Origin of the sequence: Pseudomonas resinovorans NBRC 106553 (genome assembly GCF_000412695.1) — a bacterium.
GTDB lineage: Bacteria > Pseudomonadota > Gammaproteobacteria > Pseudomonadales > Pseudomonadaceae > Metapseudomonas > Metapseudomonas resinovorans_A.
This window is the reverse complement of sequence record NC_021499.1, coordinates 1,105,527-1,131,045: the sequence shown is the minus strand read 5'-3', so window position 1 is coordinate 1,131,045 and position 25,519 is coordinate 1,105,527. Positions and strand designations below refer to the sequence as shown.

At 64.5% G+C, this 25,519-nt stretch carries 27 protein-coding genes; 10 read left to right on the top strand and 17 right to left on the bottom strand.

The window, feature by feature from the left end:
• Positions 1–167: 167 nt before the first annotated feature.
• On the top strand, positions 168–1,205 hold the full coding sequence (locus PCA10_RS05240; RefSeq protein WP_016490990.1) for an NADP(H)-dependent aldo-keto reductase: 1,038 nt from the start codon (positions 168–170) through the stop codon (positions 1,203–1,205).
• A gap of 46 nt (positions 1,206–1,251) precedes the next feature.
• Here PCA10_RS05240 and PCA10_RS05235 read toward each other — a convergent pair whose 3' ends face one another.
• Entirely contained in the window at positions 1,252–2,391 is a 1,140-nt protein-coding gene (locus tag PCA10_RS05235; RefSeq protein ID WP_016490989.1) for an acyl-CoA dehydrogenase family protein, read from the bottom strand.
• A gap of 150 nt (positions 2,392–2,541) precedes the next feature.
• Between PCA10_RS05235 and PCA10_RS05230 the strand changes: the two genes are divergently transcribed.
• Complete coding sequence (locus PCA10_RS05230) at positions 2,542–3,540, top strand: GlxA family transcriptional regulator (RefSeq protein WP_016490988.1); 999 nt, start codon at positions 2,542–2,544, stop codon at positions 3,538–3,540.
• 63 nt (positions 3,541–3,603) lie between these two features.
• Here the strand turns inward: PCA10_RS05230 and zapE are convergent, their stop codons facing one another.
• From zapE to PCA10_RS05215, 3 genes are all read right to left on the bottom strand, one after another.
• The gene (zapE, locus tag PCA10_RS05225; protein WP_016490987.1) at positions 3,604–4,698 is read right to left on the bottom strand and encodes a cell division protein ZapE; all 1,095 of its coding nucleotides are present in this window, start codon (positions 4,696–4,698) and stop codon (positions 3,604–3,606) included.
• Positions 4,699–4,957: 259 nt separating this feature from the next.
• Positions 4,958–6,304, bottom strand: coding sequence for a tryptophan--tRNA ligase (locus PCA10_RS05220; RefSeq protein ID WP_016490986.1), 1,347 nt, complete (start codon positions 6,302–6,304; stop codon positions 4,958–4,960).
• A gap of 29 nt (positions 6,305–6,333) precedes the next feature.
• Positions 6,334–6,963 carry an alpha/beta hydrolase gene (locus PCA10_RS05215; RefSeq protein WP_016490985.1) on the bottom strand — a complete coding sequence of 210 codons (630 nt, stop codon included), beginning with the start codon at positions 6,961–6,963 and terminating at the stop codon, positions 6,334–6,336.
• A 126-nt stretch (positions 6,964–7,089) separates the two neighbouring features.
• Here PCA10_RS05215 and PCA10_RS05210 point away from each other — a divergent pair, with 126 nt between their 5' ends.
• Entirely contained in the window at positions 7,090–7,530 is a 441-nt protein-coding gene (locus PCA10_RS05210; RefSeq protein ID WP_016490984.1) for a Z-ring associated ZapG family protein, read from the top strand.
• Positions 7,531–7,619: 89 nt separating this feature from the next.
• Here PCA10_RS05210 and cysN read toward each other — a convergent pair whose 3' ends face one another.
• Together cysN and cysD are read right to left on the bottom strand one after the other, a co-directional pair.
• On the bottom strand, positions 7,620–9,521 hold the full coding sequence (gene cysN / locus PCA10_RS05205) for a sulfate adenylyltransferase subunit CysN (protein WP_016490983.1): 1,902 nt from the start codon (positions 9,519–9,521) through the stop codon (positions 7,620–7,622).
• Positions 9,522–9,533: 12 nt separating this feature from the next.
• Positions 9,534–10,451: a sulfate adenylyltransferase subunit CysD gene (cysD, locus tag PCA10_RS05200; protein WP_016490982.1), complete on the bottom strand. Its 918-nt coding sequence runs from the start codon at positions 10,449–10,451 to the stop codon at positions 9,534–9,536.
• Positions 10,452–10,735: 284 nt separating this feature from the next.
• Here cysD and mltB point away from each other — a divergent pair, with 284 nt between their 5' ends.
• Positions 10,736–11,833 (top strand): lytic murein transglycosylase B, encoded by a 1,098-nt coding sequence (gene mltB / locus PCA10_RS05195; protein WP_016490981.1) that lies wholly within the window; start codon positions 10,736–10,738, stop codon positions 11,831–11,833.
• A 47-nt stretch (positions 11,834–11,880) separates the two neighbouring features.
• Here the strand turns inward: mltB and PCA10_RS05190 are convergent, their stop codons facing one another.
• Positions 11,881–12,639, bottom strand: coding sequence for a Nif3-like dinuclear metal center hexameric protein (locus PCA10_RS05190; RefSeq protein ID WP_016490980.1), 759 nt, complete (start codon positions 12,637–12,639; stop codon positions 11,881–11,883).
• A gap of 111 nt (positions 12,640–12,750) precedes the next feature.
• Here PCA10_RS05190 and algW point away from each other — a divergent pair, with 111 nt between their 5' ends.
• Complete coding sequence (algW, locus tag PCA10_RS05185; protein WP_016490979.1) at positions 12,751–13,920, top strand: Do family serine endopeptidase AlgW; 1,170 nt, start codon at positions 12,751–12,753, stop codon at positions 13,918–13,920.
• Between the two features lie 82 nt (positions 13,921–14,002).
• Here algW and hisC read toward each other — a convergent pair whose 3' ends face one another.
• The 10 genes from hisC to PCA10_RS05135 form a co-directional block, all read right to left on the bottom strand.
• Positions 14,003–15,055: a histidinol-phosphate transaminase gene (hisC, locus tag PCA10_RS05180; protein ID WP_016490978.1), complete on the bottom strand. Its 1,053-nt coding sequence runs from the start codon at positions 15,053–15,055 to the stop codon at positions 14,003–14,005.
• A 2-nt stretch (positions 15,056–15,057) separates the two neighbouring features.
• Positions 15,058–16,371, bottom strand: a complete 1,314-nt coding sequence (hisD, locus tag PCA10_RS05175) for a histidinol dehydrogenase (protein ID WP_016490977.1) — start codon at positions 16,369–16,371, stop codon at positions 15,058–15,060.
• Positions 16,372–16,494: 123 nt separating this feature from the next.
• Positions 16,495–17,130: an ATP phosphoribosyltransferase gene (hisG, locus tag PCA10_RS05170; protein ID WP_016490976.1), complete on the bottom strand. Its 636-nt coding sequence runs from the start codon at positions 17,128–17,130 to the stop codon at positions 16,495–16,497.
• Between the two features lie 90 nt (positions 17,131–17,220).
• Positions 17,221–18,486 (bottom strand): UDP-N-acetylglucosamine 1-carboxyvinyltransferase, encoded by a 1,266-nt coding sequence (gene murA, locus PCA10_RS05165; protein WP_016490975.1) that lies wholly within the window; start codon positions 18,484–18,486, stop codon positions 17,221–17,223.
• Between the two features lie 20 nt (positions 18,487–18,506).
• Positions 18,507–18,746: a BolA family protein gene (locus PCA10_RS05160; protein WP_016490974.1), complete on the bottom strand. Its 240-nt coding sequence runs from the start codon at positions 18,744–18,746 to the stop codon at positions 18,507–18,509.
• Between the two features lie 109 nt (positions 18,747–18,855).
• On the bottom strand, positions 18,856–19,164 hold the full coding sequence (locus PCA10_RS05155) for an STAS domain-containing protein (protein WP_016490973.1): 309 nt from the start codon (positions 19,162–19,164) through the stop codon (positions 18,856–18,858).
• Complete coding sequence (locus PCA10_RS05150; protein WP_016490972.1) at positions 19,161–19,805, bottom strand: MlaC/ttg2D family ABC transporter substrate-binding protein; 645 nt, start codon at positions 19,803–19,805, stop codon at positions 19,161–19,163. Before PCA10_RS05150 ends, PCA10_RS05155 begins: the two co-directional genes overlap by 4 nt.
• A gap of 11 nt (positions 19,806–19,816) precedes the next feature.
• The gene (gene mlaD / locus PCA10_RS05145; RefSeq protein ID WP_016490971.1) at positions 19,817–20,284 is read right to left on the bottom strand and encodes an outer membrane lipid asymmetry maintenance protein MlaD; all 468 of its coding nucleotides are present in this window, start codon (positions 20,282–20,284) and stop codon (positions 19,817–19,819) included.
• Positions 20,284–21,081, bottom strand: a complete 798-nt coding sequence (mlaE, locus tag PCA10_RS05140; protein ID WP_016490970.1) for a lipid asymmetry maintenance ABC transporter permease subunit MlaE — start codon at positions 21,079–21,081, stop codon at positions 20,284–20,286. Before mlaE ends, mlaD begins: the two co-directional genes overlap by 1 nt.
• Positions 21,081–21,890 carry an ATP-binding cassette domain-containing protein gene (locus PCA10_RS05135; protein WP_016490969.1) on the bottom strand — a complete coding sequence of 270 codons (810 nt, stop codon included), beginning with the start codon at positions 21,888–21,890 and terminating at the stop codon, positions 21,081–21,083. The genes mlaE and PCA10_RS05135 overlap by 1 nt, the downstream gene beginning before the upstream one ends.
• Before the next feature lie 232 nt (positions 21,891–22,122).
• Between PCA10_RS05135 and PCA10_RS05130 the strand changes: the two genes are divergently transcribed.
• The 5 genes from PCA10_RS05130 to lptB are packed head-to-tail and all read left to right on the top strand — an operon-like array spanning position 22,123 to position 25,447.
• Entirely contained in the window at positions 22,123–23,097 is a 975-nt protein-coding gene (locus tag PCA10_RS05130; RefSeq protein ID WP_016490968.1) for a KpsF/GutQ family sugar-phosphate isomerase, read from the top strand.
• Positions 23,097–23,621 (top strand): KdsC family phosphatase, encoded by a 525-nt coding sequence (locus tag PCA10_RS05125; RefSeq protein WP_016490967.1) that lies wholly within the window; start codon positions 23,097–23,099, stop codon positions 23,619–23,621. The genes PCA10_RS05130 and PCA10_RS05125 overlap by 1 nt, the downstream gene beginning before the upstream one ends.
• A gap of 8 nt (positions 23,622–23,629) precedes the next feature.
• Complete coding sequence (gene lptC, locus PCA10_RS05120) at positions 23,630–24,199, top strand: LPS export ABC transporter periplasmic protein LptC (RefSeq protein WP_016490966.1); 570 nt, start codon at positions 23,630–23,632, stop codon at positions 24,197–24,199.
• A complete protein-coding gene (lptA, locus tag PCA10_RS05115; RefSeq protein WP_016490965.1) occupies positions 24,186–24,722 on the top strand; it encodes a lipopolysaccharide transport periplasmic protein LptA in 537 nt (178 codons plus the stop codon). The genes lptC and lptA overlap by 14 nt, the downstream gene beginning before the upstream one ends.
• Positions 24,722–25,447 carry an LPS export ABC transporter ATP-binding protein gene (gene lptB / locus PCA10_RS05110; protein ID WP_016490964.1) on the top strand — a complete coding sequence of 242 codons (726 nt, stop codon included), beginning with the start codon at positions 24,722–24,724 and terminating at the stop codon, positions 25,445–25,447. The genes lptA and lptB overlap by 1 nt, the downstream gene beginning before the upstream one ends.
• The last annotated feature ends 72 nt before the right edge of the window (positions 25,448–25,519 follow it).

Here is a 25,519-nt window from a genome sequence, read left to right as displayed (position 1 = left end):
GGGTCAGCGCGTCCGCTACGGCATGGTTTGTTCGGCGGGCTAGGCATCCCCACCTTCCTTCTCCGCAGGCTAGGCATCCCCGCAAAGAAAGCCGCGGAATTATGCCGATTGCAGGAAAAATATCAACCTGATTTCATGCACCTTTTACGAGAAAGCTGGAGGCAGCAATGGAATACCGCCAACTCGGCCGCACCGACCTCAAGGTCAGCAGCCTGTATCTCGGCACCATGACCTGGGGCGAGCAGAACTCCGAAGCGGAGGCTTTCGCCCAGATCGAGCGCGCCAAAGCCTACGGCATCAACTTCATGGATACGGCGGAGATGTACCCCGTTCCACCGCGCGCGGAGACCTACAGCGCCACCGAAACCATCATCGGCAACTGGTTCGCCAAGCGCGGGGACCGAGCCGACTGGGTCCTGGCCAGCAAGGTGGCGGGCCCTGGCAACGGCATCAGCCACATCCGTGGCGGTAACCTGAAGCACAACCGCGAGCACATCACCGCGGCCCTGGATGCCAGCCTCAAGCGCCTGCGCACGGACTGGGTCGACCTCTACCAGCTGCACTGGCCCGAACGCAGCACCAACTTCTTCGGCCAGCTGGGCTACGCGCACAAGGACGAAGACTTCACGCCGCTGCAGGAAACCCTCGAAGTCCTCGGGGAACAGGTCAAGGCCGGCAAGATCCGTCATATCGGCCTGTCCAACGAAACGCCCTGGGGCACCATGAAGTTCCTGCAACTGGCCGACCAGCTCGGCCTGCCCCGCGCCGTCTCCATCCAGAACCCCTACAACCTACTCAATCGCAGCTTCGAGGTGGGCCTGGCCGAGGTGGCCATCCGCGAGCAATGCGGCCTGCTGGCGTACTCGCCGATGGCCTTCGGCATGCTTTCGGGCAAATACGAGGGCGGCGCCCGCCCGGCCAACGCGCGGATCACTCTGTTCAGCCGCTTTACCCGCTACACCAATCCGCAGACCCAGTCCGCCTGCTCGCGCTACGTGAAGCTGGCCCGTGAACACGAACTGTCGCCCGCGCAGATGGCCCTGGCCTTCGTCACGGCACAGCCCTTCGTGACCAGCAACATCATCGGCGCCACCTCGCTCGAACAGCTCGAAGAAAACCTGGGCAGCAGCGAACTCGTGCTGTCCCCCGAAGTACTGGAGGCCATCGCCGCCATCCACAAGGACCAGCCCAACCCCGCTCCCTGAAGCACAGAAGCCCGGCAATCGCCGGGCTTCCGCTATCAGTCGCCGATCAGACCAGCGCGCGGGCGATGATCTCCTTCATGATCTCGTTGGTGCCGGCGTAGATCCGCTGGACCCGTGCGTCGGCCCAGGCGCGCGCCACGGCGTACTCCCACATGAAGCCGTAGCCACCGTGCAGCTGCACGCACTCGTCCAGCACCTTGCACTGCAGGTCGGTACCCCAGTACTTGAGCATCGCCGCGGTGGGCACATCCAGCTTGCCGGCCAGGTGCAGCTCCATGCAGCGATCGACGAAGACCCGCCCGACCTGGATCTCGGTGGCCATCTCCGCCAGCTTGAAACGGGTGTTCTGGAACTCGGCGACGGACTTGCCGAAGGCCTTGCGCTCGCGGGTGTAGTCCAGGGTCCAGTTGAGTGCCGCCTCGGCCGAGGCCAGGGCGCCGATGCCCACGGTCAGGCGCTCCTGGGGCAGCTCCTGCATCAGGTAGGCGAAGCCCATGCCGGCCTGCCCCAGCAGGTTCGCCTTGGGTACACGGACATCCTGGAAGAACAGCTCCGAGGTGTCCTGGGCCTTCATGCCGACCTTTTCCAGGCGCTTGCCCTTGGCGAAGCCCGGCGTACCCGCCTCCACCAGGAACAGGCTGGTGCCCTTGGCGCCGGCCTTCGGATCGGTCTTGGCCACCACTATCACCAGGTCGGCGAGGAAGCCGTTGGTGATGAAGGTCTTGGAACCGTTGATGACGTACTCGTCGCCGTCCAGCACCGCCGTGGTCTTCACCCCCTGCAGGTCGGAGCCGGCGCCGGGCTCGGTCATGGCGATGGCGGTCACCATCTCGCCGCTGACCAGCTTCGGCAGGTACTTGAGCTTGAGCTCCTCGGAGCCGTAATGAAGGATGTAGGGCGCGACGATGTCGGAGTGCAGGGAGAAGCCGATGCCGGTCAGGCCCAGGCGACCGATCTCCTCGATCACCACCGCGCTGTAGAGGAAATCGGCCCCCATGCCGCCATAGGCCTCCGGGATATGCGAGCAGAGCATGCCGGCCTCACCCGCCTTGTTCCACAGGGCACGGTCGATGTGGCCGTCCTTTTCCCACTGGTGGTGGTAGGGCACCGCTTCCTGTTCGAGGAACTTGCGCACGCTGTCGCGGAAGAGTTCGTGGTCGGAGCTGAACAGGGTTCTTGGAATCATGGCATCACCTTGAAGGGACACTGAGGAGGTATGGAAACGCAGGCCACCGACTCTAGGCCAGTCCCCTGCCCCGCCACACTGGACACTTAGGACAAAAAATAAGACGATCCAGCCGCAGAATGACCGCTTTCCCCTAATAAGAACAACACCATGAGCAACATGCAGTCCCCTAACCTTCGACAGGTCAGCATCCTCGCCGTCGACGGCGTTTTCGCCTCAACCCTCATGCAGGCCAAAGACTTCTTCCACATGGCCAGCCTGCGCTTCGGCAAGCTGCAGGGTAAGGGCCTCACGCCCGCCTTCCAGACCCGCCTGGTCAGTCCGGATGGCCTGCCGGCACGCAGTTTCAGCGACGTCCAGATCCCGGTGGACGGGCCACTGGACCACGCGGACATCATCGTCATCCCCACCTTCTGGGGCGACTTCGACGCCCTGCTCGCCCGTTATCCACAAGTCTGCACCTGGCTACGCGAACGCCACGCCGCCGGCAGCGCCATCTGCGGCGAAGCCACCGGGGTGTTCTGGATGGCCCAGGCCGGCCTGCTGGACGGCAAGGAGGCGACCACCTACTGGCGCTTCTTCGGCGAATTCGCCGAACGTTTCCCCAAGGTCCTGCTGAACCAGGAGAAGCACCTCTCCGACGCCGACAACCTGTACTGCGCCGGCGGCGTCACGTCGGCCTGCGATCTATACATCTACCTGATCGAGCGCTTCTGCGGCGCCAGCATCGCCCAGGCGGTGGCCCGCGACATCCTCTACGAGGTGCAGCGCAGCTATGCCCCGGGGCGCATCGGCTTTGGCGGCCAGAAGCTGCACCAGGACATGACCATCCTGCAGATCCAGCACTGGCTCGAAGAACACTTCGCCGACAAGTTCCGCTTCGAGGACGTGGCCCGGGACCACGGCATGAGCATCCGCAACTTCATGCGCCGCTTCCAGGCCGCCACGGGGGACAAGCCCCTGCACTACCTGCAACGCTTGCGCATCGAGACGGCCAAGGGCCTGCTCTCCGGCACCCGCAAGAGCATCAAGACCATCAGTTACGAAGTGGGTTACGACGACGCCAGTTTCTTCGCCCGGCTGTTTCGCCAGCACACCCAGCTCTCACCCAACCAGTACCGGCGCCAGTACCAGCAGAAGGGCGAATGACCCTCGCCGATCCGCGCAAATGAAAAAGGCTGCCCTCGGGCAGCCTTTTTTCTTGCGCGTTCCTCAGGGCTTGTGCGGCCGCGAAAGGAACTCGTGGGACTGCATTTCCAGCAGGCGGCTCAGGGTGCGCTGGAACTCGAAGTTCAGGCGACCGCCGGTATAGAGGTCCTTCAACTCCACTTCCGCCGAGATGATCAGCTTCACGTTGCGGTCGTAGAATTCGTCCACCAGGTTGATAAAGCGCCGCGCCATGTCGTCCTTCGCCACGCCCATCTGCTCGACGTTGGCGAGGATCACCGCGTGGAAGATCTTGCCCAGTTCGATGTAGTCGTTCTGGCTGCGCGGCCCGTCGCAGAGCTCGCGGAACTCGAACCAGGCCACGTCTTCGCAGACGCGCACGGCGCGGATCTCGCGATTTTCCACCATCAGCGCCTCGCCTTCCTGGGCCATGGTGCAATCCGGCAGCAGGCTCTTGAAGCTGCGGCTCAGGCTGGCCTCGGCTTCGGCATCCAGCGGGAAGTGGAACAGCTCGGCCTGCTCCAGGGCACGCAAGCGATAGTCCACGCCACTGTCGACGTTGACGATCTCGGTGTGCTCCTTGAGCAAGGCGATCGCCGGCAGGAAGCGCGCGCGCTGCAGGCCATCCTTGTAGAGGCCGTCGGGCACGATGTTGGAGGTCGCCACAAGGCTGACGCCGTTCTTGAACAGCTCGTCCAGCAGCGTGGCCAGGATCATCGCGTCGGTGATGTCGGAGACGAAGAACTCATCGAAGCAGATCACCCGCGCCTCGCCGGCGAAACGCTTGCCGATGATGGTCAGCGGGTTCTTCTCGCCCTTGAGGGTCTTCATCTCCTCGTGGACGCGCTTCATGAAGCGGTGGAAGTGGGTACGCATCTTCTGCTTGAACGGCAGCGCGTCGTAGAAGGTATCCACCAGGTAGGTCTTGCCGCGACCCACGCCGCCCCAGAAGTACAGGCCCCTGACGGGGTCCTGGCGCTTCTTGCCGAACAGGCTGCCCAGCAGGCCGGGTTTGCTGCGGTCGTCGGCGATCAGGTCGTCATACAGCCGTTGCAGGTGGCGAACGGCGTTTTCCTGTGCGGCGTCGTGAAAGAATTCCGGCCGTTTGAGATCGGCCTGGTAGCGCTCGAGGGGGGTCATGATCGGTAGCAAGGCAACGAAAAACGGGGCAGGTACTTTAGGGTCTGATGCCGCTTCGACGCAAGTCGCGTTGCTGCGCCAAATGTCGCCAGGCAAGGCGCGGGACGCAGGCAATGGTCATTCCCTTGGCAAGTCCCGCAACACGGCATGGCGACATTTGCCGCGCAACCCGAAGGGCCGCGCGCGAAGCAGCATCAGACCCTATGGCCTGCCCCGTTGATTGGCAATTGGCCGACAGCGTCGGCCGCTGGAAAGACAGTTATTCCTGAGGCGCGAGGGCCGCGTAGAGGCGCTGGATGGCCGTTTCGCGAGCCGCATCGTCGGCGAAGGACGGGCTGGTAGCCACCTGCTCGTCGTCCAGCCAGATGCCGAACGCGTCGCCTTCGACCCGCAGATCCAGCTCATCGCCACCCTGCAGACGCTTGCTCACCTGGCCGGCGGCCTTGCCGTCGGCAAACGAGCGCGACAGCAGCAGCTGCTCGCCATCGGCGTCCAGCAGGCGGAAACGGAAGCTGCCATCCTCGTCGCGGAAGCTGACGAAGCGCGCGCTCTTGGCCGCTTTCTTCTTCGCCTCGCCGCCCACCTGAACGTTGGTGCGGAACGAACGCAGGCCCACGGCCTCACGCAGTTCGTTGAGGAAGGGAGACGCGATCTTGCGGGCCTTGGCGGCACCGGCAAGCAGGATGTCCTCGAGGTCGGACGGCCGCTCGATCAGCGCGTGGTAACGTTCGCGGGCTTCACCCAGTTCGCTGTCGAGCAGCTGGAACAGGCGCTGCTTGGCCTCGCCCCAGGCCAGGCCGGCCAGCAGCTCGGCGCGGAACTCGGCGAGCTGCGCGGGCGTGGCGAACGCCTGGTAGAGGGTGAACAGGTGGGAGTTGTCCGGGTCCTTCGGCTCGCCGGGTGCACGGGAGTCGGTGACGATACGGGCGATGGCATCCTTCAGCTGCTTGGCACTGCCGAACAGCGGAATGGTGTTGTCGTAGCTCTTGGACATCTTGCGGCCGTCGAGGCCTGGCAGGGTCGCCACCTCTTCCTCGATCACCGCTTCAGGCAGGGTGAAGAACTCACGGCCGGCACCGAACAGGTGGTTGAAGCGCTGGCCGATATCGCGGGCCATTTCCACGTGCTGGATCTGGTCGCGGCCTACCGGCACCTTGTGCGCATTGAACATCAGGATGTCCGCGGCCATCAGCACCGGGTAGCTGTACAGGCCCATGGTGACGCCGGCATCCGGGTCCTCGCCGCTCTCCAGGTTCTTGTCCACGGAGGCCTTGTAGGCATGGGCACGGTTGAGCAGGCCCTTGGCGCTGACGCAGGTGAGCAACCAGGTCAGTTCGGGGATCTCGGGGATGTCGGACTGGCGGTAAAAGGTCGCCTTGTCGGTGTCCAGGCCGCAGGCCAGCCAGGTGGCGGCGATTTCCAGGCGCGAACGCTGGATACGGGCCGGGTCGTCGCACTTGATCAGGGCGTGGTAGTCGGCCAGGAAATAGAAGGAGTCGACGTCGCTGGCGCGGCTGGCAACGATGGCCGGGCGAATGGCGCCCGCATAGTTGCCAAGGTGCGGCGTGCCGGTGGTGGTGATGCCGGTAAGGATACGAGTGGTCATGGTGTTCGCTTGTCGGACTTCGTTCGGAATCAGAGACGCGGCAGGACCAGGTCCTTGAGATCGGTCAGCTTGCCGTGGAAGAAGTGCCCGCATTCTGCCACTTTCAGCAGCTCATGGGGGCGCGCGAGGCCAGCCGACCAATCGTAGACGGCCTGGGGCGGCACGATTTCATCGACTTCCGGCTGGATCACCGTCATCTCGCCACCTTCGGGAAGCGGGTGTTCGTCGGTCAGGCGCATGACCGCGGGCGCCGCCATGAACAGGCGCGGCACTTTGATCCCCTGGCGCTCCAGGCGGCCAGCCAGGCTGGCGGCGACGAAACCACCGAAGGAGAAGCCGAACAGGGTCAGCTCCAGCTCCGGGCGCTGGGCGCGGAACCAGTGGGCCGCAGCTTCGGCGTCGTCCACCTCGCCAGTGCCCATGTCGTGGCTACCGGCGCTGGCGCCGACGCCGCGGTAGTTGAAGCGCAGCGTGCTGTAGCCGGCATCGCGGGCGGTGCGCTGCAGGGTGGACACCACTTTGTTGAGCATGGTGCCGCCCTGCACGGGGTTGGGGTGACAGATCAACGCCAGGCCACGGGCCTCGGGCAGATCGAGATGCAGCGCCTCGAGCTGGCCACAGGGACCATCGAGCAGAAGAGGGTTTTCGCGGATCAACAAGGGAAACTCCGTGACCCGGTGACGGGTCGACTCGTCTTGGATAAGCACAACAGGGCTTGCGTCGCGGTATACAGCGCGGATTCGAGCCGTTAACGTAAAGCAAAGCCGTTTATAGAGGAAGGACTCGTGGAACAGTCGCTCACCGTTTGGTTGTTACCAGCCTTCGCCCTGCTCGCCGGCATCGGCATCGGTTTCCTGATCGCACGCCTGGTGCCCAATGCCGCCCCGAACCGGACGCAGCGCCAGCTGGATGATCTGCAGGAACGCTTCGATACCTACCAGAGCGAGGTGGTCACTCACTTCAACACCACCGCCAGCCTGGTGAAGAAGCTCACCCAGAGCTACCAGGAGGTGCAGGAGCACCTGTCCGAGGGCGCCAGCCGCCTGGCCCTCGACGAGCTGACCCGCCAGCGCCTGCTGGCCGCCCTGCACGCCGACGAGGCCGCCAGCCCGCGCGAGCGCCTGACCCCGCCCAAGAGCAACGAAGCGCCCAAGGACTACGCGCCCAAGGCTCCGGATGCCCCCGGCACCCTGGACGAAACCTTCGGCCTGAAAGGCAAGTACTGATTTCATCCCGGCCGGCCACGCAAGTGGCCAGTCGGATAGAAGCCCAATAAAAAGCCCCGCGATTGCGGGGCTTTTTATTGGCCGGTAACTCAGATCGCGCCGCGCTCGCGGAGCAGGTCGAGAACCAGTTTCACGCCCTCTTCCACATTGCTGGACTGGGTATCGATCACCAGATCGGCATCCAGCGGCACATCGTAGGGGAAGGACTCGCCCGGGATATTGTCCTGGCCGGCGGCGTAGAGGCCCTGCGGGTCACGCTCGCGGCACGCCATGGGCGAAGCCTGGACGTACACGGTGATCAGACGGTCGGCACCGATCAGCGCCTTGGCCTGTTCGCGACCTTCGGCATCCGGGGCGACGAAGGCGGCCAGGGTCAGCAGGCCGGCCTCGTTGAACTGACGCGCGACGTGAGCGGCACGACGCCAGTTCTCGGTACGGCCGGCGCGATCCTGCGGCAAACCCTTGTTCAGGTCATGGCGCAGGTTCTGTCCGTCGAGTACGTAAACCGCGCGGCCCATGTCGAACAGCTTGCGCTCGACGGCGTAGGCCAGGGTGCTCTTGCCAGCGCCGGACAGGCCGCTGAACAGCACGGTGGCGGGCTGCTGGCCGAAGCGAGCGGCACGCTCTTCGCGAGCCACGTGGGCCTGCTTGCCATGGTGCCCATCGACGTTACGGCTGGCCTGCGGGTCGGCGATGATCATGCCGGCGCCGACGGTGCCATTGGTGAGGCGGTCGATGACGATGAAGGCGCCGGTGGTGCGGTTCTGCTCGTAGCCATCGAGGGCGATGCTGGCGTCCAGGCTGACCTTGACCTTGGCGATCTCGTTCAGCTGCAGGCTGCTGCCAGCGGTTTCTTCCAGGGTGTTCACATCCACCTTATGGGCGATGCTCGGAATCGAGCCCGGCACATAGCTGGTGGCGCGCTTGATGTCGTACTTCTTGCCCGGGAGCATGGGCTCCTCGGACATCCATACCAGCATCGCGTCGAAGCTGTCGGTGATCAGCGGACGGTTGTCGGCATGCACCAACATGTCGCCGCGGGACACGTCGATCTCGTCTTCCAGGGTCAGGGTGATCGCCTGCCCCGGGCCGGCCTGCTCCAGCTCGCCCTCGTAGGTGACGATGGACTTGACCCGGCTGCCCTTGCCGGACGGCAGGGCCACCACGTCGTCACCCTTGCGCACGATGCCGCTGGCCAGGGTGCCGGCGAAACCACGGAAGTTCAGGTTTGGACGGTTCACGTACTGCACCGGGAAGCGCATGTCGGAAACATTGCGGTCGCCGGAGATTTCCACGGTCTCGAGGATCTCCATCAGCGACTGGCCGGTGTACCAGGGCGAACGCTCGCTCTTGTTCACCACGTTGTCGCCCTTCAGCGCCGACATCGGCACGAAGTGGATCGAGGTGGGGTTCAGCTTGATGCGCTCGGCAAACTGCAGGTAGTCGGCCTTTATGATCTCGAACACGCCCTGGTCGAAGTCCTTCAGGTCCATCTTGTTGATGGCGACGACGATGTGCTTGATGCCCAGCAGGGACGCGATGTAGCTGTGCCGGCGAGTCTGGGTCTGCACACCGTAGCGCGCATCGACCAGGATGATCGCCAGGTCGCAGGTGGAGGCGCCGGTGGCCATGTTGCGGGTGTACTGCTCATGGCCTGGGGTGTCGGCGATGATGAACTTGCGCTTGGCGGTGCTGAAGTAGCGGTACGCCACGTCGATGGTGATGCCTTGCTCGCGCTCGGCCTGCAGGCCGTCCACCAGCAGCGCCAGGTCGACGTCGTCACCGGTGGTGCCGACTTTCTTCGAGTCGCGGGTGATGGCTTCCAGGTGATCTTCGTAGATCATCTTGGAGTCGTGCAGCAGGCGCCCGATCAGGGTGCTCTTGCCGTCGTCGACGTTGCCGCAGGTGAGGAAGCGCAGGAGTTCCTTGCGCTCGTGCTGGGCCAGGTAGGCGAGGATGTCCTGGCTGATCAGATCGGATTGATGGCTCATGGTGCGGAATCCTTAGAAATAGCCCTGACGTTTCTTCTCTTCCATCGAACCTGCCTGGTCATGGTCGATGACACGGCCCTGGCGTTCGGAAGTGCGGGTCAGGAGCATTTCCTGGATGATTTCCGGCAGCGTGCCGGCGGTGGACTCCACCGCGCCGGTGAGCGGGTAGCAGCCGAGGGTACGGAAGCGCACCATCTTCTTCTGGATGGAGGCTTTCTGCTCGTCGGACAGGTGCTCGAGGATGCGCTCGTCGTCGATCATGATCAACGCGCCGTTCATCTCGATGACCTCGCGCTCGGCGGCGAAGTACAGCGGCACGATCGGGATCTGCTCGAGGTAGATGTATTGCCAGATGTCCAGCTCGGTCCAGTTGGACAGCGGGAATACGCGAATCGACTCGCCCTTCTTCACCTTGCCGTTGTAGACGTTCCACAGCTCGGGACGCTGGTTCTTCGGGTCCCAGCGGTGCTTGCTGTCCCGGAAGGAGTAGACGCGCTCCTTGGCGCGGGACTTCTCCTCGTCGCGGCGGGCGCCGCCGAAGGCCGCGTCGAAACCGTACTTGTCGAGCGCCTGCTTGAGGCCCTCGGTCTTCATCACGTCAGTGTGCTTCGCGCTGCCATGGGTGAAGGGGTTGATGTCCTGGGCGACGCCTTCCGGATTGATATGGGTGATCAGGTCCAGGCCCATATCGGCGACCATCTTGTCGCGGAAGCTGTACATCTCCTGGAACTTCCAGCGGGTGTCGACGTGCATCACCGGGAAGGGCAGCTTGCCGGGGAAGAACGCCTTGCGCGCCAGATGCAGCATCACGGCGGAGTCTTTACCGATGGAATAGAGCATCACCGGGTTGTCGAATTCGGCGGCCACTTCACGAATGATGTGGATGCTCTCCGCCTCCAGCTGTTTCAGGTGCGTCAGTTTATCGAGCATGGCTACTCACGAAGGTCTTTCTGATACGACGGCCGGCGGGCCGTGGACGAGCGGGCACTCTAACACAGCGCCAGGCTCTAACTGGGGGAGCCGTTATACCAAAAAAATATAGTCATATAGCCGCGCGAATTCAGTGGCAGCGGGCTGCCAGGCCCCTTCCACCCGAGCCGCTACGGAGCCTCGGAGGGTGGAGAAGATCGCCGGACCGCTACTTCCTCGGACTTGTACCTGCGCAGCGCTGCGCTAGCATAGCCGGCACATTTTCCTGCCCCGAAAGACTTCCCATGCGCCGCGCCGTTTTCGCCTTGCCATTGCTCATCCTGATCTCCGCCTGCAGCAGCAAACCGACTCCCGCCCCGCAGCCGGTGCAGAAGCCGACGCAACCGACGCTCATCACCCCCAGCGCCCATCCGACATTCGGCTCGGTGCAACCGATCACGCCGCTGCGCGGAGACTTTGCGGGCAACCCCAGCGCCCAGCGTTTCATCGATCGCATGGTCAGCCAGCACGACTTCAATCGCGCGCACCTGCAGGACCTGCTGGCCCAGACCCGCGAACTGGATTGGGTGATCCGCCTGATGGACCGCCAGGCGCCGACCTACACAAGGCCCAGCGGCCCCAATGGCGCCTGGCTACGCTACCGGAAGAAATTCATCACGCCGGGCAACGTGCGCAACGGCGTGCTGTTCTGGGACCAGTACGAAGCCGACCTGCAGCGCGCCTACCAAACGTACGGCGTACCGCCGGAGATCATTGTCGGCATCATCGGTGTGGAAACCCGCTGGGGACGCGTGATGGGCAACACACGGATCATCGACGCGCTGGCCACCCTCGCCTTCTCCTACCCTCGCCGCTCCGAGTTCTTCACGGGTGAGCTGGAGCATTTCCTGCTGCAAGCGCGCGAGGAAGGTGACGACCCACTGTCACGACGCGGCTCCTATGCCGGCGCGATGGGCTACGGGCAGTTCATGCCGTCGTCCTTCACCCGATTTGCCGTGGACTTCGATGGCGACGGACATCGAGACCTGTGGAACCCCCGCGACGCCATCGGCAGCGTGGCCAACTACTTCCAGCAGCATGGCTGGATCACCGGCGACGCCGTGGCCGTGCGCGCCACCGGCCAGGCGCGCACGCTGGAAGACGGCTTCAAGACCCAGTACCCGATCAGTGTGCTGGCGGCGGCCGGGCTCCGGCCGCAGGGCTCGCTGGGCAATCACCAGAGCGCCAGCCTGCTGCGCCTGGACATGGGCAAGACCTACCAGTACTGGTATGGCCTGCCGAACTTCTACGTGATCACCCGCTACAACCACAGCACGCACTACGCCATGGCGGTGTGGGAACTGGGCAAGGCGGTGGACAGCCAACGTCAAGGCTCACGATGAAGAACGGCCGGCTCACTGAGCCGGCCGTTTTTACATTCCATGCGCGTTCAGGCGGGATTGGCGCAATCGATGAACAGGTGCTCGATGGCGAAGCGCCTGGCCAGGTAGTCGCCCAGCGCCTGCACACCGTAGCGCTCGGTGGCATGGTGGCCGGCGGCGATGAAGCTGACGCCATTCTCCCGCGCGCTATGTATGGTCTGCTCCGAGACTTCGCCAGTGAGATAGGCATCGACACCCGCCGCGATCGCCTGATCGATATAGCCCTGCCCACCGCCGGTGCACCAACCCACCCGGCTGATCATCCGCTCGCCTTCCACCAGCAGCGGCTCGCGCCCCAGCACGTCGCGCACGCGGCGGGCGAAGTCGCCGGCGGTCATGGGTTCGGTCAGGGAGCCCACCAGGCCGACGACGCGCGGGTTGTCCGGGTCCAACGGGCCTTCGACGGTGATATCCAGCTGGCGCGCCAGCTGCACGTTGTTGCCCACTTCGGGGTGCACGTCCAGGGGCAGGTGATAGGCCAGCAGGCTGATGTCGTTGACCAGCAGGGTCTTCAGGCGACGCTGCTTCATGCCCACCACGCAGGGATTCTCGCCTTTCCAGAAATAGCCGTGGTGCACCAGGATCACGTCCGCCTCGGCCTCCACGGCGGCGTCCAGCAGCGCCTGGCTGGCGGTGACGCCGGTGACGATCCGGCTGACATGGGGACGCCCTTCCACCTGCAGGCCGTTGGGGCAGTAATCCTGGATGCGCGCGGCATTGAGAAAGCGGTCGGCTTCTTCCACCAGAGTGTTCAGGGCAATGGCCATGGTATTCCTCACAAGCTGTTGCGGACGGCTCGTTTTTAACGGGCGCCCTCGTATAATGGCGCCACCTTAAGGGGCACCCTTGCCCCTCGCAACCCTCAGGATTCTCCCTCGATGCTCAAGGCCCTGCGATATTTCGGCTGGCCGCTGGTTGTCGGCGTGCTCGCGGCACTGCTGATCATCCAGCATTACCCGCAATGGGTCGGCCTGCCCCAACAGGAAGTGCATCTGCAGGAAGCGCCGAAGTTCAACTTCAGCCGCCAGGGCCCGGACTCCTATGCCGACGCCGTGACCAGCGCATCCCCGGCGGTAGCCAACCTCTACACCACCAAGATGGTCAGCAAGCCGGCCCACCCGCTGTTCGAGGACCCGCAGTTCCGCCGCTTCTTCGGCGATAACCTGCCCCGTCAGCGACGCATGGAGTCCAGCCTGGGCTCGGCGGTGATCATGAGCCCGGAAGGCTACCTGCTGACCAACAACCACGTGACCGCCGGCGCCGACCAGATAGTGGTGGCGCTGAAAGACGGCCGGGAAACCCTGGCGCACCTGGTGGGCAGCGATCCGGAAACCGACCTCGCGGTGCTGAAGATCGACCTCAAGGACCTGCCCTCGATCACCCTCGGCCGCTCCGACAACATCCGCATCGGCGACGTGGCCCTGGCCATCGGCAACCCCTTCGGCGTCGGCCAGACCGTGACCATGGGCATCATCAGCGCCACCGGCCGCAACCAGCTGGGCCTGAACACCTACGAGGACTTCATCCAGACCGATGCGGCGATCAACCCCGGCAACTCCGGCGGCGCCCTGGTGGACGCCAGCGGCAACCTGATCGGCATCAACACCGCGATCCTCTCCAAGTCCGGCGGCTCCCAGGGGATCGGCTTCGCCATCCCAACCAAGCTGGCCCTGGAAGTGATGAAGGCGATCATCGAGCACGGCTCGGTAATCCGCGGCTGGCTCGGCATCGAGGTACAACCGCTGACCCAGGAACTGGCGGAATCCTTCGGCCTCGAGGGCCGGCCCGGCATCGTGGTCGCCGGTATCTACCGCGACAGCCCGGCCCAGCGCGCCTCGCTGCAGCCCGGCGACATCATCCTCAGCATCGATGGCGAACCGGCCGGCGATGGCCGTCGCTCGATGAACCAGGTGGCCCGTACCCGTCCCAGCGAGAAGATCAGCATTCTGGTGATGCGCAACGGCAAGGAGCTGGAGCTGACCGCCGAGGTCGGGGTCCGCCCGCCACCCAGCAACAACGGCAGCAATGGTGGCAACGGCAGCAACTGAGTCGATCCCGCGTCATCCGCAGGCGCCCATTAAAAAAACCGAGGCGATCACCCGTCTCGGTTTTTTTGTTGCAGCGACTCGTTCAGAGCGTGCCCAGGGCGTCCAGTAGCGCCTGGTTCTGCTCCGGCGTGCCGATGGTGATACGCAGGAACTGCGCAATGCGCTCCTGCTTGAAGTGACGCACGATCACACCCTGCTCACGCAGGCCGGCGGCGATGCCGGCGGCATCCTTCTGCGGATGGCGGGCGAAAACGAAGTTGGCGGCCGACGGCAGCACGTCGAAGCCCAGCTTGCCCAACTCGACCACCACCTGCTCGCGGCTGTCGATCACCTTGCGGCAGGTTTCCTCGAAGTACGCGCGGTCCTCGAAGGCGGCAGCGGCACCCGCGATCGCCATACGGTCCAGCGGGTAGGAGTTGAAGCTGTTCTTGATCCGCTCCAGCGCCTCGATCAGGTCCGGGTGACCTACCGCCAGGCCCACGCGCAAGCCCGCCAGGGAGCGGGACTTGGACAGGGTCTGTGCCACCAGCAGGTTCGGATAGCGGTCCACCAGGGCGATGGCGGACTGCCCGCCGAAGTCGATGTAAGCCTCGTCCACCAGCACGACCGTATCCGGATTGGCCTGCAGCAGGCGCTCGATGGCCTCCAGGGCCAACAGGCAGCCGGTGGGCGCGTTGGGGTTGGGGAAGATGATGCCGCCATTGGGGCGAGCGTAGTCTTCCACGCGGATCTGGAACTGCTCGTCCAGCGGCAGCGCCTCGAAGGGGATACCGTACAGGCCGCAGTAAACCGGATAGAAGCTGTAGGTCACGTCCGGGAACAGCAGCGGCTGGCCGTGCTGGAACAGGCCGTGGAAGGCGTGGGCGAGCACCTCGTCCGAACCGTTGCCGACGAATACCTGGGCCGGCTGCACGCCGTAGTACTCGGCTACCGCCTGCTTCAGGCGGTCGCTGTTCGGGTCCGGGTACAGGCGCAGGTTGTCACCCACTTCCGCCTGCATGGCCGCCACCGCCTTGGGCGAAGGGCCATAGGGGTTCTCGTTGGTGTTCATCTTCACCAGCTTGGCCAGCTTGGGTTGCTCGCCCGGCACGTAAGGCACCAGATCCTTGACGAAGGGACTCCAGAACTTGCTCATGCTCACTCCCCCTTGATGCGGTATTCGGCGCTGCGGGCGTGGGCGGTCAGCGACTCGCCACGGGCCAGCACAGAAGCGGTTTTGCCCAGCACGGACGCGCCATCCGCCGAGCAGAAGATGATCGAGGAACGCTTCTGGAAGTCGTACACCCCCAGCGGCGAGGAGAAACGCGCGGTGCCGGAAGTGGGCAGCACGTGGTTCGGGCCGGCGCAGTAGTCACCCAGGGCCTCGGCGGTATAGCGGCCCATGAAGATGGCGCCGGCGTGGCGGATCTGCGGCAGCCAGGCCTGCGGATCGGCGACGGACAACTCCAGGTGCTCGGGGGCGATGCGGTTGGCGACCTGGCAGGCCTGGGCCTGGTCGGCCACCAGGATCAGCGCGCCACGGTTCTGCAGCGAGGTACGGATGATCTCGGCACGCTCCATGGTCGGCAGCAGCTTGTCGATGCTGGCGGCTACCTTGTCGAGGAAAGCGGCGTCGTGGCTGACCAGGATCGACTGGGCGTCCTCGTCGTGCTCGGCCTGGGAGAACAGGTCCATGGCGATCCAGTCCGGATCGGTGCCGCCGTCGCAGACGACGAGTATCTCCGACGGGCCGGCGATCATGTCGATGCCGACCTGGCCGAACACATGGCGCTTGGCGGTGGCCACATAGATGTTGCCCGGGCCGACCACCTTGTCCACCTGGGGCACGCTTTCGGTGCCGTAGGCCAGCGCGGCCACGGCCTGGGCGCCGCCGATGGTGAAGACGCGGTCGACGCCGGCCACGCAGGCGGCGGCGAGGACGATCTCGTTGATCTCGCCACGGGGGGTCGGTACCACCATGACCACTTCGGCGACGCCGGCGACCTTGGCGGGGATGGCGTTCATCAACACCGACGACGGATAGGACGCCTTGCCACCCGGCACATAGAGGCCGGCGCGGTCCAGCGGCGTGACCTGCTGTCCCAGCACGGTGCCGTCGGCCTCGGTGTAGGACCAGGAGTCCTGCTTCTGCTTCTCGTGGTAGCTGCGCACGCGCGCGGCGGCGGTTTCCAGTGCTTCACGCTGTTCGCTGGAAATGCGCGTCAGCGCCAGTTCCAGGCGCTCGCGGGGCAGGATCAGGTCGGCCATGGAGGTGGCCTGCACACCATCAAAGCGCTGGGTGAACTCCACCACGGCGGCGTCGCCGCGCTCGCGCACGGCCTTGATGATGTCGAGGACCCGCTGGTTGACCGAGTCGTCCGACACGCTCTCCCAGCTCAGCAGATGATCCAGGTGTCGCGCGAAGTCCGGATCAGCGGCGTTGAGTCGGCGGATAGCAAAGGGAGCGGTCATAGCGGGCCTCATGAATGGCAAATGCTCGGGCGCCGCTAGAGTAGCAAGCCCACCGTGCGGGCACCCGAGAATAGTGGCTATGACACGGATAGGCGCGTGCGGCACGGGGCCGCACTCAAGGTGTCAGCTTGGGTGTCGGGACTCGACGGCGTTGCGCAGCATCTCGATCAGCGCCTGGATGCGCGCGTGCTGCATCTTCATCGACGCCTTGTTGACGATCAGCCGCGAGCTGATGGTCGCGATCAGCTCCTGGGGCTCCAGGCCGTTGGCACGCAGCGTATTGCCGGTGTCGACCACGTCGATGATCTTGTCGGCCAGGCCCACCAGGGGAGCCAGCTCCATGGAGCCGTACAGCTTGATCACATCGACCTGGCGACCCTGCTCGGCATAGTAGCGCTTGGCGATGTTGACGAATTTGGTGGCCACGCGCAGGCGGCCCTTGGGTTCGGGGGCGCCAACGGCACCCGCGGTCATCAGCTTGCAGCTGGCGATCCGCAAGTCCAGGGGCTCGTACAGGCCCTGGCCACCGTACTCCATCAGCACGTCCTTGCCGGCTACGCCGAGATCGGCCGCGCCATGCTCGACATAGGTCGGCACGTCGGTGGCACGCACGATAAGCAGGCGCACATCCTCTTGGGTGGTGGGGATGATCAGCTTGCGGCTCTTGTCCGGATTCTCAAGGGGCACGATGCCGGCTTCGGCGAGCAACGGCAGGGTGTCGTCGAGGATACGGCCCTTGGACAGCGCGATGGTGAGCATGAAACTGGTTTTCCTTGGCTACGGCCCGCGAGGGGCCTGTTGCACGGTCGCTACGGGCCGGCCCCGTTCAGGGCCGGCCAGGGGCACGACCTAACCCGGCACGCGACGGATCTTGGCGCCGAGCAACTGCAGTTTTTCTTCGATGCACTCGTAACCACGGTCGATGTGGTAGATGCGGTCGATCAGGGTATCGCCCTCGGCCACCAGGCCGGCGATCACCAGGCTGGCGGAAGCGCGAAGGTCGGTCGCCATGACCGGCGCGCCCTTGAGCTTCGGTACGCCGGTGACGATGGCGGTGTTGCCTTCGACCAGGATCTGGGCGCCCATGCGATTCATTTCGTAGACGTGCATGAAGCGGTTCTCGAACACGGTCTCGATCACCGCACCGGTGCCTTCGGCCACCGCGTTCATCGAAATGAACTGGGCCTGCATGTCGGTGGGGAACGCCGGGTACGGCGCGGTGCGCAGGTTGACCGCCTTGGGACGGTTACCCTTCATGTCCAGCTCGATCCAGTTGTTGCCGGTATCGATGTAGGCACCGGCCTCTTCCAGCTTCTGCAGCACGGCTTCGAGGATGGTCGGATCGGTGTCCTTCAGCTTCACGCGGCCACCGGTGGCGGCAGCGGCCACCAGGTAGGTGCCGGTTTCGATCCGGTCGGGCATCACGTTGTAGCGGGCACCGCCGAGGCGCTTCACGCCGTCGATGGTGATGGTGTCGGTACCGGCACCCTGGATCTGCGCGCCCATGGCGATCAGGCAGTTGGCCAGGTCCACCACTTCCGGCTCGCGGGCGGCGTTCTGCAGCACGGAGCGACCGTTGGCCAGGGCCGCGGCCATCATGATGTTCTCGGTACCGGTCACGCTGACGGTATCGAAGAAGAAGTTGGCGCCACGCAGGCCGCCGGCCGGAGCGCGGGCCTTGATGTAGCCGCCCTCGACGTCGATCTTCGCACCCATCGCCTCGAGGCCACGGATGTGCAGGTCGACCGGACGGGAACCGATGGCGCAGCCGCCGGGCAGGGCCACTTCGGCCTCGCCGAAACGGGCGACCATCGGGCCCAGCACCAGGATCGAGGCACGCATGGTCTTGACCAGCTCGTAGGGAGCCACGAGGGTCTTGATGCTGCTGGCGTCCACTTCGACGGCCAGCTTTTCGTCAATTACCGGCTGGACGCCCATGCGACCGAAGAGCTCGATCATGGTGGTGATGTCGTGCAGGTGCGGCAGGTTGGCCACGGTGACCGGGGTGTCGGCCAGCAGGGTGGCGGCCAGGATCGGCAGCGCGGAGTTCTTGGCGCCGGAAATGCGGATTTCGCCATCGAGGCGTTGACCGCCGGTAATAATCAGTTTGTCCATAGCTCTCTCGGAGGCTGGGCTCAGGAACGCTCGGCCCAAGCGGCCTGGCTGAAGAATTTCATGGTGACGGCGTGGATGCTGCCATCGGCGATCCAGGCGTTCAGGTGGGCGTATACCTGTTGCTGACGCTTCACCGGGCTCAGGCCGGCCAGCTCGTCGCTGATCAGGTTCAACTGGAAGTTGCAGCCTTCACCTTCAACTTCCACCTGGGTACCTGGCAGTTTCGCCTCCAGGAGGCTTTTCACTTCTACGGCCTGCATGCTCAACCTCAATCGGCGCCCAACGCGCGCGGGTCGGCCATGATACAAAAAAGCCCTCCGCCTGCGAACCCCGCTTGCGCAGGGCCTGACGGAGGGCCGTTGGACCGGCTCAGGCTTCCAGGGGAAGCAGCCCGGTCATCTCGGAGACCTCGGCGATCTGCCGCATGTCCTCGGGCATGCCACGCACCGTCACCGTCCTGCCCGCAGCGGCGGCATCGCGCATGAACGCCAGCAGCAGGGCGAGCCCGACGCTGCTGGTCTTCTCCACGGCGGAGCAGTCGAGCACCAGCGCGGTGCCGCTGGCGGCCTGGATCAGTTGCCGGCCCGCCTCGCGCAGTTGCGGCCCGGTGCTGTAGTCGAGCACGCCGATCAGGCGCAGCTCGCCCGACGCGGCCTGTTCGATCCGGGCTTCGCTCATTGTCCGCCCGCCTGCTTGGCTTCGTCGGACTGCTTGGCCTTGGCCACCACTTCGGCCCAGCCGTCGATAGTCTTGTCGAGGTCGTTGCCGTTGCGCTGCATGGCGTCGGCGAACTGGTCGCGGAACAGCTTGCCGATGTTGATGCCGTTGATGATCACGTTACGCAGCATCCACTGGCCGTTGACGTTGACCATGGTGTAGGACACCGGGTAGACGGTGCCCTTGCTGTCCCGGACCTCCATGCCCACGCTGGTGCGCTCGGGGTCTGCATTCTTGACCGGCAGCACGCGGATGTCCTGATTGTCGTACTCCAGCAGGGCGTTGCCGTAGAACTGGATCAGGCTGCGCTTGAAGTTCTCCTGGAAGCGGGTCATCTGCTCGGGAGTCGCGTTGCGCGAGTACTTCACCGTCATGATGCTGCGGGAAATGCCGTCGGCATCCACCACCGGGCCGAGAATGCCGTTCAGGGCTTCGTAGAAGGCATTCGGGTCGCTGCGATACTGCGCCTTGTTGGCCTTGAGGTCGGCCAGCAGCTGGTCGGTGGTCTGCTGCACCACATCGCGCGCGCTCGGTGCGGCCGTGGCCAGCAGGGGCATGGCCGCCAGTAGCACCAGCAGGCCGTTTCGCAGGGCTTTGATCATGTGTCGAATCCTCATTTGCTCTCTTTGTTGACCGTGTTCAGCAGGAACTTGCCGATCAGGTCTTCCAGCACCAGTGCGGACTGGGTGTCACGGATGGTGCCGCCATCCTTGAGCAGTTCCTCGTCGCCACCAACGCTGATGCCGATGTACTTCTCGCCCAGCAGACCGGCGGTAAGGATGGAAGCGGTCGAGTCCGTGGGCAAGTTGTCCACGCGCTGCTCGACTTCCATCGTCACACGACCGGTGTAGCTGTCGCGATCCAGGTCAATGGCCGTGACCTTGCCGATGGTCACACCGGCCATGGTTACCTTCGCTCTGACAGTCAGACCGGCAATATTGTCGAAATGTGCGTAGAGCTTGTAGGAATCACCATTGGCGCCGTACGACAGGCCGCTGACCCGCAGGGCCAGAAGCAGCAAGGCCAACAGACCGGCCAGGAGGAACAGGCCGACACCAATTTCCAAGGTGCGGATTTGCATCAGAAATCTCCAAACATCAAAGCGGTCAGGATGAAGTCCAGCCCCAGCACGGCCAGCGAGGCGTAGACCACGGTTTTAGTCGTTGCGCGGCTGATCCCTTCCGAGGTCGGCTCGCAGTCATAGCCCTGGAACACGGCGATCCAGGTCACCACGAAGGCGAACACGACGCTTTTGATCACGCCGTTCAGCACGTCTTCGGTGAATTGCACACTGTTCTGCATGTTGGACCAGAAAGAGCCTTCATAGACTCCCAGCCAGTCCACCGCCACCATCGCGCCGCCCCAGATCCCCACCACACTGAAGATAATGGCCAGCAGCGGCATCGAGATGAAACCCGCCCAGAGGCGCGGGGCGACGATGTACTTGAGCGGGTCGACGCCGATCATTTCCAGGCTCGACAGCTGCTCGGTGGACTTCATGTTGCCGATCTCGGCGGTCAGCGCGGAACCGGCGCGGCCGGCGAAGAGCAAGCCGGTCACCACCGGGCCCAACTCACGCAGCAGGGTCAGCGCGACCATCTGCCCCACCGCCTGTTCGGAACCGTAGTCCACCAGGATGTTGTAGCCCTGCAGGGCCAGCACCATGCCGATGAAGACGCCGGAGACGACGATGATCGGCAGCGACAGCACGCCCACCGCGTAGAGCTGCTTGACCAGCAGCTGGAAGCCGTTGCGGGTGCCGGTGCGACCGAACAGGGCATGGATCAGGAACAGGGTGGAGCGCCCCAGGGCTTCCAGCACGTCCAGACCGGAACGCCCGAGCAGCCGAATGCGCTCGAGCACGGATGTCTTGCGCATCAGCGCCCCCCCAGCAGGTCTTTGCGGTAATCCGGAGCCGGGAAATGGAAGGGTACCGGGCCGTCCGGAATGCCTTGCATGAATTGGCGGATACGCGGGTTATCGGAATTCATCAGCTCGTCCGGCGTGCCCTGCCCCAGTACCTGAGAATCGCCCACCACATAGAGGTAGTCGGCGATGCTGGCGGTTTCCGCCAGGTCGTGGGAGACCACGATGCTGGTGATCCCGAGGGCATCGTTGAGCAGGCGGATCAACCGCACCAGCACGCCCATGGCGATGGGGTCCTGGCCGACGAACGGTTCGTCGTACATCAGTATCTGCGGGTCCAGGGCGATGGCCCGGGCCAGCGCCACGCGCCGCTTCATGCCCCCGGAGAGCTCATCGGGCATCAGCTCGATGGCGCCGCGCAGGCCAACGGCCTGGAGCTTCATCAGCACAATGTCACGAATCATTTCCTCGGGGAGCTTGGTGTGTACCCGCAGCGGGAACGCGACGTTCTCGAAGACATCGAGATCGGTGAACAGGGCACCGCTCTGGAACAGCACGCCGAACTGCTTGCGCATGTCGAACAGGTCGGCGCGAGAGAGCTTGGGCAGGTTCTGGCCGTTGACCCAGACCTCGCCACTGGCGGGCTTGAGCTGGGCGGCGATCAGGCGCAGCAACGTGGTCTTGCCGCAGCCGGAAGGCCCCATGATGCCGGTGACCTTACCGCGCGGGATGCGGATATCGACATCTTGGAAAATGCTGCGCGTACCGCGTTTGAAGGTGACCCCCTTCAACTCCACGGCATAGGCGTTTTCGGCGCTCATCTGGACTCCTTGCGATACAGCCTCCCTGAAAGACGACGCATCCCAACGCAAGGACACCCCGCCCAGGACGGGCCGAACAAGGCGCGGACTATAGCATTGCGCCCTAGCGCGCCCCAAGGCCGCGCCAGCGTCCGTTCAGCTTTGCGACAGCTGCCACGGCATTGGCGCGTGAGCTAAATCACCTTTACCGCTATAATCGGCGCCTTTTCCCCTCGGCAACTGCACGCCTTCCATGAGCCAATCCAGCGATCTCATCAAGTCCGGACAACGCACCATCCAACTCGAACGCGAGGCGATCGACGCACTTTTGCCGCGCATCGACGCCGACTTCGTTCGCGCCTGCGAGCTCATCCTGGCCTGCAAGGGCCGTGTGGTCGTGGTCGGCATGGGCAAGTCCGGGCACATCGGCAAGAAGGTCGCCGCGACCCTGGCCAGCACCGGCACCCCGGCCTTCTTCGTGCATCCGGCGGAAGCCAGCCACGGCGACATGGGCATGATCACCCAGGACGATGTGGTGCTGGCCCTGTCCAACTCCGGCTCGACCGCCGAGATCGTCACCCTGCTGCCGCTGATCAAGCGCCTGGGCATCACCCTGATCAGCATGACCGGCAACCCGGAATCCGCGCTGGCCAAGGCCGCCGAAGCCAACCTGGACGCCCGGGTGGAGCACGAGGCCTGCCCGCTGAACCTGGCCCCCACCTCCTCCACCACCGCCTCCCTGGTGCTCGGCGACGCCCTGGCCATCGCCCTGCTGGAGGCCCGTGGCTTCACCGCCGAAGACTTCGCGTTCTCCCACCCGGGCGGCGCATTGGGCCGGCGCCTGCTGCTCAAGGTGGAAAACATCATGCACGCCGGCGATACGCTGCCCAAGGTCGCCCGCGGCACCTCGCTGCGCGACGCGCTGCTGGAAATGACCCGCAAGGGCCTGGGCATGACCGTGGTCATGGAGAGCGACGGCACCCTCGCCGGCATCTTCACCGACGGCGACCTGCGCCGCACCCTGGACAAGGGCATCGATGTCCGCCACGCCAGCATCGACGAGGTCATGACCGTCCACGGCAAGACCGTGCGCCCGGACATGCTCGCCGCCGAAGCCCTGAAAATCATGGACGACCACAAGATCAACGTGCTGGTGGTGGTCGACCAGGCCGACCACCCCATCGGCGCGCTGCACATCCACGACCTGACCCGCGCCGGAGTGATCTGATGAGCAATGAACTCCTGACCCGCGCCAAGGCGGTCCGCCTGGCCGTGTTCGACGTGGACGGCGTGCTGACCGACGGCCGCCTCTACTTCCTCCCCGACGGCGGCGAATTCAAGACCTTCAACACCCTCGACGGCCAGGGCATCAAGATGCTGATGCAGTCCGGGGTGACCACCGCCATCATCAGCGGCCGCAAATCCGCAGTGGTCGAGCGCCGCGCCCAGAACCTCGGCATCCCGCACCTGTTCCAGGGTCGCGAGGACAAGCTGGTAGTGCTCGACGGCCTGCTCGCCGAACTCGGCCTCGGCCATGACCAGGTCGCCTATCTGGGCGACGACCTGCCCGACCTGCCGGTGATTCGCCGTGTCGGCCTGGGCATGGCGGTCGCCAACGCCGACGCCTTCGTGCGCCAACACGCCCATGGCGTCACCCAGGCCCGTGGCGGCGAAGGTGCGGCCCGCGAGTTCTGCGAGCTGATCCTGCGCGCCCAGGGCAACCTGGAGGCGGCGCAGGCCGCCTACCTCTGAGGTCCGTCATGCCCAAGAACATTCGACTGGCGCTCATCCTGATTCCCATTGCGGCGCTGCTGATCGCCCTCGGCTACTGGAACATCCGCCCCGAGAGCTTCATGGACCAGGGGGCGAATGCCGGCGACGACAACGCCATCGACTTCTACGTGATGGATGGCAAGAGCACCCAGTTCCAGGAAGACGGCAAGCTCCACTACGAGCTCACCGCCACCCGCCTCGAACATATCAAGGCCACTGATGTCACATTGCTGACCAAACCCGACCTGCTGCTGCATCGCGGCACCGCCTACCCCTGGCATGTCCAGAGTGAACACGGCGAAGTCGGTCCGGAAGGCAAGGAAGTGGAATTGATCGATAATGTCCGGGTGGCCCGCACCGATGCCAAGGGCCGACCGACCATACTCACCACGAGCCGCCTGACCGTATTCCCCGACCAGGAATATGCGCAGACCCAGCAAGCCGTTAGAATCGACGCGGCCAATGGGGTGACCACGGCACAAGGAATGAAAGCGTACTTGAATGACGGCAGGATGCTCCTGCAGTCCAACGTAAGAGGCCAGCATGAGGTTCGTTAAAACCCTCCCCCTGTTGCTCAGCCTGGGCACCGCACTCGGAAGTGCCGCCGCCTGGGCATTGCCCACGGACCGCGACCAACCGATTCGCGTCCAGGCCGACAGCGCCGAGCTCGATGACAAACAAGGCGTCGCGGTCTACCGCGGCAACGTGATCATCACTCAGGGCACCATGAAGATCACTGGCGACACCGTCACGATCACCCAGAACGAGGCCGGCGACGTCGAAGTCTTCACCTCGGTGGGCAAGCCCGCGTACTACGAGCAGAAGCCGGCCGCGGACAAGGAAATCGTCAAGGCCTACGGCCTGACCATCCAGTACTTCGCTGCCAACGAGCGCATCATCCTGCTCGACCAGGCCAAGGTGGTCCAGGAAGGCAACACCTTCGAAGGCGAGAAGATCGTCTATGACACCCAGCGCCAGATCGTCAACGCGGGCCGCGCCACCGGTGGCAGCGTGACCACTCCGCGCCCGCGCATCGACATGGTCATACAGCCGAAGAAGAAAGAGCAGAAAGCACAGTAATGGCGACTCTCAAAGCCCAGCATCTGGCAAAGAGCTACAAGAGCCGCCAGGTGGTCCGCGACGTCAGCCTGTCCATCGACAGCGGCCAGATCGTCGGCCTCCTCGGCCCCAACGGCGCGGGCAAGACGACCTGCTTCTACATGATCGTCGGCCTGGTGAAGGCCGATCAGGGCCGCGTCCTGATCGATCAGCAGGACGTCACCCACCAGCCCATGCACGGCCGCGCCCGCGCGGGCATCGGCTACCTGCCGCAGGAAGCCTCGATCTTCCGCAAGCTGAGCGTGGCGGACAACATCATGGCGATCCTCGAGACCCGCAAGGAACTCGACCGCGCCGCCCGCCGCAAGGAGCTGGAAAGCCTGCTGCAGGAATTCCACATCAGCCATATCCGCGACAGCCTCGGCATGAGCCTGTCCGGCGGCGAACGCCGTCGTGTGGAGATCGCCCGAGCCCTGGCCACCGCGCCCAAATTCATCCTGCTGGACGAACCCTTCGCCGGCGTGGACCCGATTTCCGTAGGCGACATCAAGCAGATCATCCACCACCTCAAGGCCAAGGGGATCGGCGTGCTCATCACCGACCACAACGTCCGCGAGACCCTGGATATCTGCGAGACGGCCTACATTGTCAGTGACGGACAACTGATCGCCGAAGGCGACGCGGAAGCCATTCTGGCCAACCAGTTGGTGAAGGAAGTCTACCTGGGCCACGAGTTCCGCCTGTAGTCTCCCGCGCAAGCACCTACAAGATGGGTTGCAGGAGCTGGGAAAATCCTTCAAGGTCAGGCATATAATTTG